Here is a 16,018-nt window from a genome sequence, read left to right as displayed (position 1 = left end):
CCTGGCTCGCAGCCGGAGCGCTGGCGCTCACCGTCGGCATGACCTCCACGGCTTCCTACGCACAGACCACCACCGTCCCCGGTGAGCAGGTCGGCCTCGCCACCGGCGCGCCGCTCCCCGAGGGCATTTATGCGCTCGACACCTTCGTCTACCGCCAGACCAGCCGCTCCAGCGCCGTTGACGTCGGTGTCAACGTCCCGGTGCTCGTGTGGTCGACCCCGTTCGTTCCCTTCGGCGGCCGCGTCGAGCTGCTCGTCGCCCCCCCGACCGTGTTCACCTTCGGTAAGGGCAACGGTCCGACCGGCCTTAAGGACGTCTCGATCAACGTGGGCACCTTCGTCGGCGGCATCTGGGCCTTCGATGTTGGCAACAACTTCGGCGTCAGCTTGCTCGGCGGTGTCTACCTGAACGAGCTCAACGGCGACCGCGGCGTCCTCGTCCAGAACAACGGCGGCTTCGGCGGAGCTCCGGTCCTGCCGCAGCTGGCCTCGAACACCTACCGCTTCGGCGTTGCGGGCAGCTACACCGGCGACGGTTACAACCTGACCGCCAACCTGACCGCGAACATCTATGACTCGCCCGCCGCCTTCCCCGGCGGTGCCGTCGGAACCGTTGCGTTCCCGACCACTCGCGGCCCGTTCCGCATCTCCGACTCGCTCAACCTCGACCTGACCGCGACCAAGAAGTTCGGTAAGTTCGAGATCGGTGCGATCGGTTACGGCACCTATAACTTCGACACGAGCGCCTTCAGCCTCGCCGCCGGCAACCGCGGCTCGTTCTCGGTCGGTGGTCTCATTGGCTACGACTTCGGACCGGTCACCGCTCAGGTCTATGCTGCCCGTACGGTTGCGACTGCCGTCCGCGGCACCGAGACCACCGAAGTCTGGGGCCGTCTGATCGTGCCGCTGTACTCGCCGACCCCGGTCGTCGCGTCGGCCGCCCCGATCGTCCGCAAGTACTGAGAACGGCGGATCGGGGTTCGCGCCCCGATCATCCGCTCGGCGCCTCAAAAAAGCCGTCGGTCCTCACGGATCGGCGGCTTCTCGCGTTGCTGCGTGTCATTTGATGCCGGCTCGTGGGATGCGCTGAAACTTTTCGCGCAACCGCCCCGTAGAGCGCCTCAGTCACCCCACACGAGGGACGACGAAGAGGAACATGCTCATGATGAAGATCACCCACCGCGCCCTGGCATCCGCCGCTCTCGCCTTCGCGCTCGGCGCCGCGCTGCCGGCCGCCGCGCTCGCCAAGAACCCGATGGTCGGCGGCGCGCCGATGTACGCCTCGAAGAACATCGTCGAGAACGCGGTGAACTCGAAGGACCACACCACGCTCGTCGCCGCCGTGAAGGCTGCCGGCCTCGTCGACACCCTGGCGAGCCCCGGCCCGTTCACGGTGTTCGCCCCCACCAACGCCGCCTTCGCCAAGCTTCCGGCCGGCACCGTCGAGACGCTGGTGAAGCCCGAGAACAAGGCGACGTTGACCAAGATCCTGACCTATCACGTGGTTCCGGGCACCTACACCGCCAAGGACCTGATGAAGCTCGCCAAGGATGGCGGTGGCGAGGCTCAGCTCAAGACCGTCGAGGGTGAGCCCCTGGTGATCCAGTCCAAGGGCAAGAAGGTCTACGTGACCGATGCCAAGGGCAGCACTGCCACCGTCACCGTCGCCAACGTGATGCAGTCGAACGGCGTGATCCACGTCATCAACGGCGTTCTGCAGCCCTAACCATTGAACGCTCGCGCGACAGGGCGAAGAGGCTGAACGAAGAAGCCCCGCGATCCTCGAGGATCGCGGGGCTTCTTCGTGTTTGGGATGGCTCGGCTATGCGGCGTCGTCATCCTACCCGGTTGAGGCGGCGCGCGCCCTCGAAGCGGTTGAGGAAGCGCGGCTCCTTCTCGGGCGCGATCCGGATGGCGAGGTGCATGGTGCCCCCCTCCTCCTCACGGCGGTCGAGCACCTCCGCGTTCTCGTAGAGCCAGTGCAGCGCCGCCCCATCCTCGGGTGGCAGCACCACCGCGAAGGTCGAGCGCTGGCGCGCGATCCGCGCCTCGATGCGGGCGGTGAGCACGCCGAGGCCTTCGCCCGTGAGCGCCGAAACCAGGACCGGCGCATCGCTGTCCCGGTCGCTGCGCCCATGCGTGCTGAGGTTCAGGAGACGGGTCCGCTCGGCCTCTTCGAGAAGGTCGGACTTGTTCCAGACCTCGATGATCCGGGAAGCGGACGTTTCGATCCCGAGTTCGCGCAGCACGGCGCCGACGTCTTCGGCCTGGGCCTCGCTGTCGACATGCGAGACGTCGCGCACGTGGAGCAGGATGTCGGCATGGATTACATCCTCCAGTGTCGCGCGGAAGGCCGCGATCAGGGAGGTCGGCAACTCGGAGATGAAGCCGACCGTGTCCGAGAGGATGACGGTCTCACCGTGCGGCAGCTTGGTGGCGCGGGCGGTGGGGTCGAGGGTGGCGAACAGCATGTCCTGCGCCATGACCTGCGCCTTGGTCAGGGTGTTGAACAGCGTCGACTTGCCCGCGTTGGTGTAGCCGACGAGCGCGACGATCGGGTACGGCACCCGCGCCCGGCTCTGGCGGTGGAGCCCGCGCGTGCGGGTGACGCTGTCGAGCTCGCGTTCGATCTTCGTCATACGCTCCTGAATCATGCGCCGATCGGCCTCGATCTGCGTCTCGCCCGGGCCGCCGAGGAAGCCGAAGCCACCGCGCTGGCGCTCAAGGTGGGTCCAGGAGCGCACGAGGCGACTCTTCTGGTAGGCCAGATGCGCATGCTCGACCTGCAGCGTACCCTCGCGCGTCGAGGCGCGCCGACCGAAGATCTCCAGAATCAATCCAGTGCGATCGATGACCTTGCAGCCGAAGGCCTTCTCCAGGTTGCGCTGCTGCACCGGCGAGAGCGCGCAATCCATCACCACCAGGCCGATCTCGCGGGCGCTAATCACGCCGGCGAGTTCTTCGACGCGACCCTTGCCGAGATAGGTGGAAGGCCGAATGCGCTGGACCGGGGCCACGATCGCCTCGACCACGTCGAGTTCGATGGCCGCGGCGAGACCGGCCGCCTCGTCGAGGCGGGCTTCCGTCGAGCGGAGCGTCTCCGGCGTGCTGCCTGGGGCGCCCCGGGCCGCGGCCGCGGCACGCCCAAGATAGGGGCCAATGACGAGGGTGTGGGTTGCTGCCGCGAGGTCGCCTTCGGGGGCGGCCATCGCCTGGAGCCGGGCTTCGCCGGGTGTCATCGGTTCCGTCATGAAGTTCTTTGTTCGACCCTGTCCTGTGTCTCTTCAGGACAATGGGCGTTTGCCGGCCGCAGACAAGGGCGCGGCAAACGTTTCGACGCGCCTCGGTCGGATTTCGCGCGGTCCGGGGGCGTCTCTCAAGCCTTGTCGGGCGCGGTTTCGTCGGGTTCGAACAGCTGGACGGGGTGACCCGGCATGATGGTCGAGATCGCGTGCTTGTAGACGAGCTGGGAATGACCGTCCCGGCGCAGCAGCACGCAGAAATTGTCGAACCACGTCACGACGCCCTGCAGCTTGACGCCATTGACGAGGAAGATGGTCAGCGGAATCTTGTTCTTGCGAACATGATTCAGGAACGTGTCCTGGAGGTTTTGAGCGCGTTCGCCCGCCATTTTTTCTTATCCTTGATTCACGCTGCCGCCCGCCACACCGGGCGGTTTCTCATCAATTCGTCTGGTTAGATCGGTCGAGGGACTTCGACTTCGACCTGATCCGCCGCCATTACACGTGTGTTGCCGCCGCGATGCAAGTGCATCGCTCGGCCGTCCTCAGGGGCCGATCCCGAGAGATTTGAGTTTCCGGTGGAGCGCGGAGCGTTCCATGCCGATGAATTCCGCCGTCCGGGAGATGTTGCCCGAGAATCGCGCGATCTGCGCCACGAGATACTCGCGCTCGAAGATCTCTCGGGCCTCGCGCAAAGCCAGGCTCATCAGCTTCTCGCCTCCCGAACCGTTCGGGGTGGTCGGCACCAGGGCACCGATCTCGGTGGGCAGCATCTCGGAGGTGACCTCCTGATCCGGGTCGGTATGGGTCAGGATCATCAGGCGCTCGACGTTGTTGCGCAGCTGCCGGACGTTGCCGGGCCAGTCGTGCGATTGCAGCACCGCCATGGCGTCCTCGGCGATGCGTCGGCGCGGAAGACCGGTGGCGCCCGAGATCTGCTCCATGAAGAAGCTGATCAGTTCCGGTACGTCCTCGCGGCGCTCCGAGAGCGAGGGCACCCGGATCGGCACCACCGAGAGGCGGTGGAACAGATCCTCCCGGAAGCGGCCGGCCGCGATCTCCTCGGCCAGATCCCGCGAGGACGAGGACACGATCCGGACATCCACGTGCACTCGCGCCGTTCCGCCGACGCGCTGGAAGTTCTGGTCGACGAGGACGCGAAGGATCCGGTTCTGGGTCTCCCGCGGCATGTCCGCGACCTCGTCGATGTAGAGCGAGCCGCCATGCGCCTCCTCGAGCGCGCCGACCCGCCGGACCCGGCCCTCGCCGCCCTCGACGCCGAACAGCTCGGCCTCCATCGTGTCCGGCGTGATCGTCGCCGCGTTGATGACCACGAACGGACCATTGGCCCGCGTCGACATGGCGTGGAGCGTGCGCGCCGAGAGCTCCTTGCCCGAGCCCGGCGCGCCGAGGATCATCACACGCGCGTTGGTGGGCGCCACGCGCTCCACGGTCTGGCGCAGCTGGTTGACGACGACGGAGGCGCCGACCAGCCGGCTCGCCTGTCCCGACCGGGCCTTGAGGTCACGCACCTCCCGCTTGAGGCGCGAGGCCTCCAGCGCGCGTTCGGCCACCAGGATCAGCCTGTCGGCCTTGAACGGCTTCTCGATGAAGTCGTAGGCGCCCGCCTTGATCGCCGCGACGGCGGTTTCGATGTTGCCGTGGCCGGAGATCATCACCACCGGCAGGTCGGGGTGCCCGGCCTTGATCTGGTCGAGTACCTGAAGCCCGTCCAGGCGCGAGCCTTGCAGCCAGATGTCGAGGAAGACGAGGTGGGGCCGGCGCGACTCGATGGCGGCCAGCGCCTCGTCGGAGCCTCCTGCGGTGCGGGTGCGATGGCCCTCGTCGTCGAGGATGCCGGCCACGAGGTCACGGATGTCGGCCTCGTCGTCGACGATCAGGATATCGGCGCTCATGACTGGATCTCCGCGATGGGGGGGGCCGTCCGTGCGGCGCCCTTCTCGTCTCGCACGAAGGGTTTGCCCTCCGGCGTCGTGTGATTGTCGGCGTGAGGAGATGGGTCACCGGGCGTCTCGCGCGGCACACGCATCCGCACCCGCCCGCCCCGGCCTTCCGGGTTGTCGTTCAACTCGATCCCGCCGCCATGCTCTTCCAGAACCTTGCTGACGATGGCGAGCCCAAGGCCCGTGCCACCTTCGCGGGTCGTCATATAGGGCTCCAGCAGCCGCTGACGCCCCTCGGCGGGAAAACCCTTGCCGTTGTCCGTCACTTCAATGACGGCGAACCCATCCTCCAGGACGAGGCGGACATCGACCCGGCCCTTGCCGAGATCGGCCTCGGGCACCGCCTGCACTGCCTCGACGGCGTTCTTCAGAATGTTGGTGATCGCCTGGGACAGGAGGCGAATGTCGAAGGCCGCCAGCACCCGCTCGTCGCCGTCCTCGCCGAAGGAGAAATCCATGTCGGGGTGCGCCACCCGCATCATGAAGAGGTTCTGGCGGGTGATCTCGCTGAGGTCGTTCTGCGCGATCGCCGGCTTTGGCATACGGGCGAAGGAGGAGAACTCGTCGACCATGCGCTTGATCTCGTCCACCTGACGGATGATCGTGGCCGTGCACTGGTCGAATACGTCCTTGTCCGCGACGATCACTTTTCCGTACTTGCGCCGGATGCGCTCGGCGGACAGCTGGATTGGGGTCAGCGGATTCTTGATCTCGTGGGCGATGCGGCGGGCCACATCCGCCCAGGCCGAGGTGCGCTGGGCCGAGACGAGGTCCGTGATGTCGTCGAGCGTCACCACGAAGCCGCGCGCACCGCCCTGCGCCTGCTCGCTCGTCACCCGCACCGTCACGGTTCGCTCCCGCCCGTCGCGGGTGATCTGGATCTGCTGCTGCATGGTGCGCAGGCGCGTTTCCGCTCCCTCCGGGAACAGGGCCTGCAGTTCCGGCACGACCTGGGTCAGGGGCTTACCCACGATGGCGTCCGCGCTGAGGCCGAGGGTGCGCTCCACGGACGGGTTGGCGATGGTGACGAGGCCGGCGGCATCGACGCCGAGCACGCCGGGCGAGACGCCCGACAGCACGGCCTCCGTGAAGCGCCTGCGCCGGTCGATCAGGTCGCTCGCCGCCGTCAGCCCGTCGTGCTGGCGGCGCAGCTCCTGCGTCATCTTGTTGAAGCTCTCGGAGAGGTGCGCGAGATCGCCGTCGCTCTTTCGGGCCGGGACCTGCGCGTAGAAATTGCCCGAGGCCACCTGATCGGCGGCGTTGATCAGGCGCCGGATCGGGGCGACGAAGCGGTTGGCGAAGTTGAGGCCGAACCAGACCGCCGAGAGGAGCGCGATCAGCGCGATCAGCACGAAGACCGAGGCGAAGCTGATCTGGATCGACCGCTTCAGGGAATCGTAGGTCAGGTACTCGGCGGCGGCCGCGCGCGAGACGCCGGGGAACTCGACGGCGAGTTGGCTGACCTCGCGCTGTACCAGCAGCACGGCGCCGTCATAGGCGGTCATGCGGAAGAGAGCCGCGAAGACCCGGCCCTCGCTCGGCACGAGGCAGATCGGATCGCTGGACTTGGCTGCATCCTCGAAGGCCGCGGCCGAGGGCAGGCGCCTGTCCTTCAGCGTATCGATATTGGCCCGCGCCACCACCTCGGTCGGGCCGCGCATGATCTCGGCCACCGGCAGGCCCAGGGCCGTGGCCCGCGTCGTCAGGAAGTTCTCGAACCAGGTCCTGTTCACGTCGAAGTTCGGTCTGGCCCGCGTGAGGTCGTCGGCCAGGATGCGGACCTCGCGCGCGAGACTCTGGCACTGGTTCTCCTGGTAGGCGTCCGCCACCTCGACGGATTTGAGGACCACGTCCCGCACCCGGTCGGTGAAGCCGAGCGACAGGCCGCGATCGATCGTCACCGCCGCCACCACCGCCAGGAGTACGGTCGGCAGGATCGCGATGAGGCTGAACAGGCCGACGATGCGGGTATGAAGTCGCGCCACCGCTGCGTTGGTGCGCCGGGCATACAGGAAGACCCGGGCCTCCCAGGCGATGATCACAACGAGGCCGAGCACGAGGAAGACGTTGATGCCGAGCAGCGTCAGGCCGACCGTGGGCGTCGGGGTCACCCGGATCACGCCGGCCAGGATCAGGAAGGTGGCGATGGCCGAGACCAGTGCGGTCACGACGACGAGTGCGCCGACGAGGCCGGGGCCGCGCGGCGGCGGCCGCACCACGGCCGAGAGGTCGCCCGCCCCATTGTCCGCGTCGGGCGCCGTCTCGACGGGCCCTGGCCCCCTCTCGGGAGGGCCGGATTTGCGGAAGGAACGGAGCCACGGCATGCCTGATGCACCGCCACAACAGTGTGGCGAAATTAATACGAATCGGCCTCGGGCCGACGTAGAAGCGGGGGGACTCAGCGTCTTGCCGGGCCGCTGGGTGTCTGCCCGGCATCGCTTGAGACCGCCGACACGGGACAAACCCAGGTCCCGGTCGACGCCGGTACAAAATACAATATTCTACGACCGATCCTTTCCCAGAGAGCAGAATGTCAGACACGCCTGTCTTCGCCACGGCCGCCGTCGCCGCGCCTCACCGTCTCGCGGCGCAAGCCGGCCAGCACATCCTCGCGCAAGGGGGCAACGCGATCGAGGCCATGACCGCGATGGCGGCCACGATCGCGGTGGTCTACCCGCACATGAACGGAATCGGCGGCGACGGCTTCTGGCTGGTGCGCGAGCGCGGGGGCCGCGTGCGCGGCATCGAGGCCTGCGGTCCGGCGGGCCGCCTCGCCACGATCTCGCGCTACCGGGAGAAGGGCTACGACACCCTGCCTTCGCGCGGACCCGACGCGGCGCTGACCGTGGCCGGTGCCATCGGGGGCTGGCGCCTCGCCCTCGACCTCTCGAAGGCCCTGGGCGGGCGCCTGCCCCTCGGCACCCTGCTGGCGGATGCGATCCGGCACGCGCGCGACGGCGTCGCGGTCTCGCCTTCGGAGGCGCGCTACGTGCCGAAGGAACTCGACACGCTGCACGACCAGCCGCACTTCGCCGAGACCTTCCTTGATGGAGGCAAGCCCTACGTGGCCGGCGCGCTCCGCAAGCTGCCGGCGCTGGCCGGCACCCTGGACCAGCTCGCGCACGCGGGACTCGACGACTTCTACAAGGGCGATCTCGGCCGGGAGATCGCTGCCGACCTCGAGCGGTTCGACACGCCGGTGACCCGGGCCGACCTCGAAGCCTACGCGCCACGCGAGCGGGCTCCGCTCTCGATCCGCCGACGGGATGCGGTCCTGTACAACTTCCCGCCGCCGACCCAGGGCATCGCCGCCCTGCTGATCCTCGGCATCTTCGACCGCCTGCGCATCGCCCAGCCCGAGACCACCGCGCATTACCATGGGCTGATCGAGGCGACGAAGCGCGCCTTCGCGATCCGCGACCGGATCGTCACCGATTACGACCGGCTCGACGTCGATCCGGCCAGTTTCCTTACGCCCGAGCGTCTCGACCGGGAGGCCGCGCAGATCGACCGGAACCGCGCCGCCAGCATCCCCCTGCGCAATCCCGGCGAGGGCGACACGGTCTGGATGGGCGCCATCGACCGCGACGGGCTCGCGGTGTCCTACATCCAGTCGATCTACTGGGAATACGGCTCCGGGCTCGTCCTGCCGAAGACCGGAATCCATTGGCAGAACCGCGGCACCTCGTTCTCCCTCGACCCCAAGGCGGTGAACCCGCTGGAGCCCGGCCGCCGGCCCTTCCACACCCTGATCCCGGCGCTGGCCTGCTTCGACGACGGCCGGGTGATGTCCTACGGCAGCATGGGCGGCGACGGGCAGCCGCAATTCCAGGCGCAGATCTTCGCGCGCTACGCCGATTACGGGATGAGCCCGGCGGCGGCCGTCGACGCCCCGCGCCTGCTCTACGGACGGACCTGGGGTGCGGAATCCCTGAGCGTCAAAGTCGAGGATCGCTTCGATCCGGCCTGCATCGCGGCGCTGCGCAAGCTCGGTCACGAGATCGAGGAACTCGGCGGCGCCTATATCGACTCGCTCGGTCACGCGGGCATGCTCGTGCGCCATCCGAGCAACGGTTCGATCCAAGCCGTGCACGATCCACGTTCCGACGGCGGCGCGGAAGGGCTGTAGTCGTCCGGACCTTCGCGAATACGTTGTACAACAAAGCTTTACGTAGCAACGTTTTGGCATCATCCTTGCGACGTCTCCGCGTCGCAAGGAGTGAATAATGGATACGCCGCTTTCCCGCCAACGCTGGCTGCAACTGGGCCTCGGCCTCGTGGCCATGATGGCGATTTCCAGCCCGCAATATGTCTGGACGCTCTTCACCAAGCCCCTGATCGCCACGACCGGGTCGACGCTGCCCCAGATCCAGTGGACCTTCACGATCCTGATCGTGCTGCAGACCTTCTTCTCGCCGGTGCAGGGCTACCTGATCGACCGGTTCAGCCCCAAGCTGATGATCGCGCTCGGTGCCATCCTGTCCGGGCTCGGCTGGGTGCTCGCCGCCCGGGTCGACACCCTGCTCGGCGTCTACGCCACTTACGGCCTGTTCTGCGGGCTCGGCACCGGCATCGTCTATGTCGGCATCGTCGGCCTGATGGTGAAGTGGTTTCCCGACCGGCGCGGCTTTGCCGTCGGCGTGGTCGCCGCCGGCTACGGCATGGGCGCGATGCTCAGCACCTTCCCGATCAGCGACATGCTCACCGCATCGGGGTATCGCTACACGCTGACCGTGTTCGGCATCGTGCTCGGCGCCATCGGGGCGCTCGCCGCCCTCGGCCTGCGGGCGCCGCGTGCCGGCGAGGCGTTGCCGGCCCCCGCCCGCAACCTCTCCACCTGCGCCCACGACACCGCCCCGAAGGTGATGCTGCGGACGCCGCTATTCTGGCTGATGTTCGTCATGATGACGATGATGTCCACGGGCGGCCTGATGGTGGTGGCCAACTTCGCCTCCTTCGCCCGTGATTTCGGGGTGGCCGACGCCATCATCTTCGGTTTCGTCGCCCTGCCCTTTGCGCTCACCTTCGACCGCATCACCAACGGCCTGACGCGGCCCTTCTTCGGCTGGGTCTCGGACAAGATCGGCCGCGAGAATACGATGGGCATCGCCTTCGCGGCGGAGGCGGCGGCCATCGCACTGCTGCTGGTGTTCCGCGAAAACCCTTACGCCTTCGCGCTCCTCTCCGGCGTGGTCTTCTTCGCCTGGGGTGAGATCTTCTCGCTGTTCCCCTCCATCCTCACCGACACGTTCGGCACCAAGCACGCCACGACGAACTACGGCTTCCTCTACATGGCGCAAGGCATCGGCTCGCTCTTCGGCGGCCCGATCGCGGCCTGGATCTACGCCGCGCAGGGCTCGTGGCTGCCCGTCTTCGCGATCATCATCACCCTCGACGTGCTGACCGCGATCCTCGCCTACTTCGTGCTCAAGCCGATGCGCCGGCGCTGGCTCGGGATGGCCGAGGCACCCGTGCCGATGGGCAAGACCGCCCTGGCCTAACGAACCCGCCGGATCGAAGACGACGCAAGCGCGGACGGGGTAACCCGCCCGCGCTTTTTATTACGCCATCCGGGTTCAACGCGTCGGCATGATCGGCCGGGGTGGGCCGCCCTCCGGCGTCACCCAATCCCTGGCGTTGCGCAGGCGCAGGCCGCTCGCGTGAAGGCTCGTCCGCCAGATCGGCGCGAGCGGCGTCAAGCGTGGCAGGAAGCGAAGCTCCAGGCCCTCGGCCGCCATCGCAGCCGGCAGGTCCCGAAGGGTGTCGAGACCACTCGGGACGACGGCCCTGCGCGAGACCCAGGTGCCGGGGTCACCCGTGGCGGCGAAGCCGTCCGGCGGCATCCGGTAGCGATGGATCACGCCCCCAGCGATCCGGTCGCGCCAATCCTCCTCCACATAGGCGACGGCACGGGCGGTGACGTCCCCGAACCAGTCGGCCCGGTCCTGCGCCGAGGTCCTGGCTGTCGGCCAGATCACGATGCGCGGGCAGTCGCGGGGAAACAGGTAGAGGAGACTGTGGGCGGAATCGATGGCCCAGACCAGGGGGCCGTTCAGCCAGGCGCCGTCCGAACCGCGATCGATCGCGACTCGGACGGGCCGCGGCTCGAACACCCGGATGTCCGGGTCCTCGCTGAAATGGAACAGCGTGCCCCGGGAGCCGGCATGGGGTGGGATCACCGCGCGTTGCGGAACACCTGCAGGTCGAGATCCCGCACCTTCTTGCGCAGGGTGTTGCGGTTGACGCCGAGCAGTTCCGCCGCGCGGATCTGGTTTCCCCGCGTGGCGGCGAGTGCCGCGCCAATCAGCGGACCTTCGATCTCGCGCAGGATGCGGTGGTAGAGGCCGGGTGGGGGCAGCGTGTCGCGGTAGCCGCCGAAATACTCCGCGAGGTGCCGCTCGACGGCTCCCGACAGGGTCTCGGCTTCGCCTCCAGGCTTGCGTGGCCCCGACCCCGACCCGTTCGGCTGGCTCTGGGCCAGGGGAAGCGTGTCGAGTTCCGCCTCGATCACCGGCCCGGTGATGGTCTCCTGCGGGTAGAGGGCGGCCAGGCGCCGGACGAGGTTCTCGAGTTCGCGCACGTTGCCGGGCCAGCGGTAGCGCTTCAGACGCTCCATGGCCTCGCCGTCGAGCTGCTTGCGGCTCAGGCCCTCGCGCTCCACCAGGACGAAGAAGTGCCGGATCAAATCGGGCACGTCCTCGGAGCGCTCGCGCAGGGCCGGAAGGCGCAGCGGAACCACATTGATGCGGAAGAACAGATCCTCGCGAAAAATCCCCTGCTGGATCGAGACGCGCAGATCCTTGTTCGTCGCCGCGATGATGCGGACGTTCGTCTTGATCGGCACGCGTCCGCCGACGGTGGTGTATTCGCCCTGTTGCAGGACGCGCAGGAGCCGCGTCTGCGCCTCCATCGGCATGTCGCCGATCTCGTCGAGGAACAGGGTGCCGCCCTCGGCCTGCTCGAAGCGGCCGGCCGAGCGCGCGAGCGCCCCGGTGAAGGCGCCCTTCTCGTGGCCGAAGAGTTCGGACTCGATGAGGTCGCGGGGGATGGCGGCCATGTTGACGGGGACGAATGGGCCGGTGCGGCGCCGGCCGTAATCGTGGAGCGCGCGGGCGACGAGTTCCTTGCCGGTGCCCGACTCGCCGGTGATCATCACGGTGAGATCCGTCGGCATCAGCCGGGCGAGCGCCCGGTAGATCTCCTGCATGGCGGGCGAGCGCCCGACGAGCGGGATGTCCTCGTTGCCGGGGTCGGCGCCCTGAACAGGTGTCCCGCGTGGCCGCGAGAGGGCGCGCCCCACGATGGCGATGAGCTCCTTCAGGTCGAAGGGCTTGGGCAGGTACTCGTAGGCGCCCCGCTCCGACGCGCGGATCGCCGTCATGAACGTATTCTGCGCGCTCATCACGATGATCGGCAGTTCGGGCCGCACGCGCTTGATGCGCGGCAGGAGGTCGAAGACGTTCTCGTCCGGCATCACCACGTCGGTGATGACGAGGTCGCCCGCGCCCTCGGCGACCCAGCGCCAGAGCGTGGCGCAGTTGCCGGTGGAGCGGACCTCGTAGCCCGCCCGCGACAGGGCCTGGTTGAGAACGGTGCGGATGGCGGCGTCGTCATCCGCGACGATGATGTGTCCGTTGGGCATGACGCGACTCTACGGCTCCGCGGACGATTCGCGCCCGTCGCGAGCGCTCGACATGGGAAGAAGAAGGCGAAAGGTGGTTCGGCGCGGGACCGGATCGCACTCGACGATACCGCCGTGATCGCCGATGATCTTGGCCACCAATGCAAGTCCGAGGCCGGAGCCCTGCGCTTTCGTGGTGACGAAGGGATCGAACAGATCGGGCAGCAGGTCCGCCGAGACGCCCGGCCCGTTGTCGCGCACCGCCACCTCAATGGGCAGGCTGACGCGCTCGCGCGAGCCCGGCACCTGGAGGCGCAGGCCCGTGCGGAAGGCGGTGGAGAGGGTGATCTCCCCGTCGACCGCGTCTGCGCCGATGGCTTCCGATGCGTTCTTCACGAGGTTGAGGATGACCTGCACGAGCTGGTCGCGGTTGCCGAGCACCGGCGGCAGCGAAGGGTCGTAGGTCTCGACGAAGCGGATATGCCGGGCAAAGCCCGACTGCGCCGAGCGCTTCACCTGGTCGAGCACCCCGTGCACGTTCACCGCGCTGCGCTCCACGGGGCGTTCGTCGCCGAACAGCTCCATGCGCTCGACGATGCGCACGATCCGGTCGGATTCGTCACAGATGAGCCGGGTCAGCAGGCGATCGTCCTCGGTGCCGGATTGCTCGAGGAGCTGCGCCGCGCCGCGAATGCCCGCGAGCGGGTTCTTGATCTCATGGGCGAGCATCGCGCCGAGCGCGACCATCGAGCGGGCCGCGCCCCGGTGGGTGAGCTGGCGGTTCATCTTGTCGGCGATGGTGCGCTCCTGGAGCATCAGCACCACCACGTCGTCGTCGTCCCCGAGGGGCGTGGCGAACACGTCGACGTTGCGCTCCAGGCCGGACCGGGGCTGCACCAATTCGACGCCGTATTCGCTGACGCTGGCCCGGCGCCGGCGGACCTCCGCCACGAGCGCGATGATCGGCGAGGCGAAGGGGATGATGTCGGACAGGCGCCGCCGCTGCATCAGCCGCGCGGAATGATCGAAGAACGTCTCGCCCGCATGGTTCACGTGCAGGATGCGGTCATCGGTCCCCACCGTCAGCACGGGCAGCGGCAGGGCGTTAATCACCGCCTCGCTTGTGGGTGCTGGAAGATCGGCCTTCGGCCCGCCGCGGCCGGCCACCGGCTTGCCCGAACTCATGCGGCCTCCCCGATCGTGTGACGCACGGCGTCCTCGCCGCTTTCCGTGAAGGCGAGCGTCAGAAGCGCGATGACCGTGGCGGGATCGGTGCTGGTGAGCAGGCGCATGCGCCCCTCTCCGCTCAACCCGCCTCCGGCCTCCGCATAGGCCGAGAGATGCTTGCGCGCATGGCGCACGCCCATGCGCAGCCCGTAGAGGGCGAGCAATCCTTGGTAATGCTCGACGGCCAGGGCGGCCTTGTCGGCGGCGCTCAGGACCGGCGCGGGGCGTCCGGCGAGGCCGGCTGCGATGGCGCCGACGAGCCAGGGCCGGCCCACCGCCGCCCGGCCGACCATGATCCCGGCGGCGCCCGAGCGCGCGAGACAGGCCCGGGCCTCGTCGATGGTGGTGACGTCGCCATTGGCGATCACCGGGATCGCCACCGCCTCGACCACGGCCCGGATCGCGTGCCAGTCGGCCTCGCCCTTGTAGAATTGCTGACGCGTGCGGCCATGCACCGTCACAGCATTGAGCCCGAGGCCTTCCGCCCGGCGTGCGAGGTCCGGCGCGTTGAGGTTGGCGTGATCCCAGCCGAGGCGCATCTTCACCGTGACGGGAATCCGCACCGCTGCCCGCACGGCGGCGAGGATGCGCGTCGCGCCCTCGATGTCGCGCATCAGCGCGGAGCCCGAGGCGATTCCCGTGACGACCTTGGCCGGGCAGCCCATGTTGATGTCGATCACGTCGGCGCCGTTGGCCTCCGCGATCCGGGCCGCCTCGGCCATCGGCACCGGCGCGCAGCCCGCGAGCTGGACGATGTGCGGATCGACGCCGCTGCCCTCGGCGCGCAGCTGCGCTTCCTGGTCGCCCCGGGCCAGTTCGGCCGCCGCGACCATCTCGGACACGACGGCGCTTGCGCCGAGGCGCCGGGCGATGCGCCGGACATGCAGGTCGGTGACGCCGGACAGCGGCGCGAGCAGCACCGGAACGGACCAGCCGCCCGGTTCGGCGGGTCCTCCAACGATCCTCGGCGAGCGCAGGACGCTCAAATAAGCATCAGATGACATTGTGCCCAACAAATAGACAAATCGGCCCGGCGTGCAAGCGCTTCCGTGGATTTGATTTCGCTCTCTCCCGCGCTTAAACGACAGGCCGCCCTGCCTTGCGGGCTGTCGCGGCGCCGGAGGTTCGATCGCGCGGCGATACACCTCAGGGTCGTCGTTTAACGAACTCGAAGCGCGGGAGCATACTCATGTCCGGCACCGCGTGGAATGCGGCAGCTGTGGTTGTGGCGGCCGGTCGCGGAATCCGCATCGGCGGCGATACGCCCAAGCAGTACCGCCGGGTCGGCGGACAGGCCGTGCTGACGCGGACGCTGGCGGCGCTTGCCGCCCATCCGGGCGTGATGCGCATTCAGCCGGTGATCGCCCCCGACGCCGCCGAATTCTACCGCGCATGCCTCGACGACCTCGACGCCGCGACGCGTGACAAACTCGCCGCGCCGGTGCCAGGGGGCGCGACCCGCCAGCAATCGGTCCGCGCGGGCCTCGAGGCCCTCGACGGTGCTGGTGCCCCCGACCTCGTCCTCGTGCACGACGCCGCGCGCCCGCATGTGGATCTCGCGCTGATCGAGCGCGCCTTGATCGCGGGACGCGACCACCAAGCCGCCGTGCCCGGCATCGCCGTCACCGATACGATCAAGCTCGTTGACGACCTCGGCAACGGAAGCGGCCGGGTGCGCGAGACGCCCGTGCGCGAGCGCCTGCGCGCGGTTCAGACGCCCCAGGCCTTTGCCTATCCGACGTTGCGCGATGCGCACCGGCGCGCGGCGGAGGCCGACCTGCACGGCTTCACCGACGACGGCGCACTGGCCGAATGGGCCGGCCTGTCCGTGGTCGTCTTCGAGGGCGATCCGCGCAACCGCAAGATCACCCAGCCCGCCGACCTGATCGAGGCCGATCGCGGTTTCTCCGGCGAACACCCCACCGCCCAGAGCGAGGCCCACACCATGACCACCTATGTCACCCG

General features: G+C 68.4%; 13 protein-coding genes. 5 read left to right on the top strand and 8 right to left on the bottom strand.

Annotated features, from left to right (window positions below):
- Together JWQ05_RS04235 and JWQ05_RS04230 are read left to right on the top strand one after the other, a co-directional pair.
- The coding region (locus JWQ05_RS04235; RefSeq protein WP_299654973.1) for a transporter at positions 1-962 on the top strand (962 nt) is incomplete at its 5' end.
- A gap of 202 nt (positions 963-1,164) precedes the next feature.
- On the top strand, positions 1,165-1,725 hold the full coding sequence (locus JWQ05_RS04230) for a fasciclin domain-containing protein (RefSeq protein WP_299654976.1): 561 nt from the start codon (positions 1,165-1,167) through the stop codon (positions 1,723-1,725).
- 109 nt (positions 1,726-1,834) lie between these two features.
- Here JWQ05_RS04230 and hflX read toward each other — a convergent pair whose 3' ends face one another.
- The 4 genes from hflX to JWQ05_RS04210 form a co-directional block, all read right to left on the bottom strand.
- The gene (gene hflX, locus JWQ05_RS04225; protein WP_299654970.1) at positions 1,835-3,250 is read right to left on the bottom strand and encodes a GTPase HflX; all 1,416 of its coding nucleotides are present in this window, start codon (positions 3,248-3,250) and stop codon (positions 1,835-1,837) included.
- Positions 3,251-3,375: 125 nt separating this feature from the next.
- Positions 3,376-3,630, bottom strand: a complete 255-nt coding sequence (hfq, locus tag JWQ05_RS04220; protein ID WP_009866358.1) for an RNA chaperone Hfq — start codon at positions 3,628-3,630, stop codon at positions 3,376-3,378.
- A 156-nt stretch (positions 3,631-3,786) separates the two neighbouring features.
- On the bottom strand, positions 3,787-5,157 hold the full coding sequence (locus JWQ05_RS04215; RefSeq protein WP_299654952.1) for a sigma-54 dependent transcriptional regulator: 1,371 nt from the start codon (positions 5,155-5,157) through the stop codon (positions 3,787-3,789).
- A complete protein-coding gene (locus JWQ05_RS04210; protein ID WP_299654949.1) occupies positions 5,154-7,529 on the bottom strand; it encodes a PAS domain-containing sensor histidine kinase in 2,376 nt (791 codons plus the stop codon). Before JWQ05_RS04210 ends, JWQ05_RS04215 begins: the two co-directional genes overlap by 4 nt.
- A 206-nt stretch (positions 7,530-7,735) precedes the next feature.
- Here JWQ05_RS04210 and JWQ05_RS04205 point away from each other — a divergent pair, with 206 nt between their 5' ends.
- Positions 7,736-9,334: a gamma-glutamyltransferase family protein gene (locus JWQ05_RS04205; RefSeq protein WP_299654946.1), complete on the top strand. Its 1,599-nt coding sequence runs from the start codon at positions 7,736-7,738 to the stop codon at positions 9,332-9,334.
- 97 nt (positions 9,335-9,431) lie between these two features.
- Entirely contained in the window at positions 9,432-10,706 is a 1,275-nt protein-coding gene (gene oxlT, locus JWQ05_RS04200) for an oxalate/formate MFS antiporter (protein ID WP_299654942.1), read from the top strand.
- 75 nt (positions 10,707-10,781) lie between these two features.
- Here oxlT and JWQ05_RS04195 read toward each other — a convergent pair whose 3' ends face one another.
- The 4 genes from JWQ05_RS04195 to dusB are packed head-to-tail and all read right to left on the bottom strand — an operon-like array spanning position 10,782 to position 15,057.
- The gene (locus JWQ05_RS04195) at positions 10,782-11,384 is read right to left on the bottom strand and encodes a DUF6886 family protein (RefSeq protein WP_299654939.1); all 603 of its coding nucleotides are present in this window, start codon (positions 11,382-11,384) and stop codon (positions 10,782-10,784) included.
- Positions 11,381-12,847 (bottom strand): nitrogen regulation protein NR(I), encoded by a 1,467-nt coding sequence (gene ntrC / locus JWQ05_RS04190; protein ID WP_299654936.1) that lies wholly within the window; start codon positions 12,845-12,847, stop codon positions 11,381-11,383. The genes JWQ05_RS04195 and ntrC overlap by 4 nt, the downstream gene beginning before the upstream one ends.
- Positions 12,848-12,856: 9 nt before the next feature.
- Positions 12,857-14,011: an ATP-binding protein gene (locus tag JWQ05_RS04185; RefSeq protein WP_299654933.1), complete on the bottom strand. Its 1,155-nt coding sequence runs from the start codon at positions 14,009-14,011 to the stop codon at positions 12,857-12,859.
- Positions 14,008-15,057: a tRNA dihydrouridine synthase DusB gene (dusB, locus tag JWQ05_RS04180; RefSeq protein ID WP_299654930.1), complete on the bottom strand. Its 1,050-nt coding sequence runs from the start codon at positions 15,055-15,057 to the stop codon at positions 14,008-14,010. Before dusB ends, JWQ05_RS04185 begins: the two co-directional genes overlap by 4 nt.
- Before the next feature lie 185 nt (positions 15,058-15,242).
- Here dusB and ispD point away from each other — a divergent pair.
- The coding region (ispD, locus tag JWQ05_RS04175; RefSeq protein WP_299654927.1) for a 2-C-methyl-D-erythritol 4-phosphate cytidylyltransferase at positions 15,243-16,018 on the top strand (776 nt) is incomplete at its 3' end.

This window comes from Methylobacterium sp. (assembly GCF_028290105.1).
Classification (GTDB): Bacteria; Pseudomonadota; Alphaproteobacteria; order Rhizobiales; family Beijerinckiaceae; genus Methylobacterium.
The sequence above is the reverse complement of the archived record's forward strand: the minus strand, read 5'-3'. Positions and strand labels throughout refer to the sequence as shown.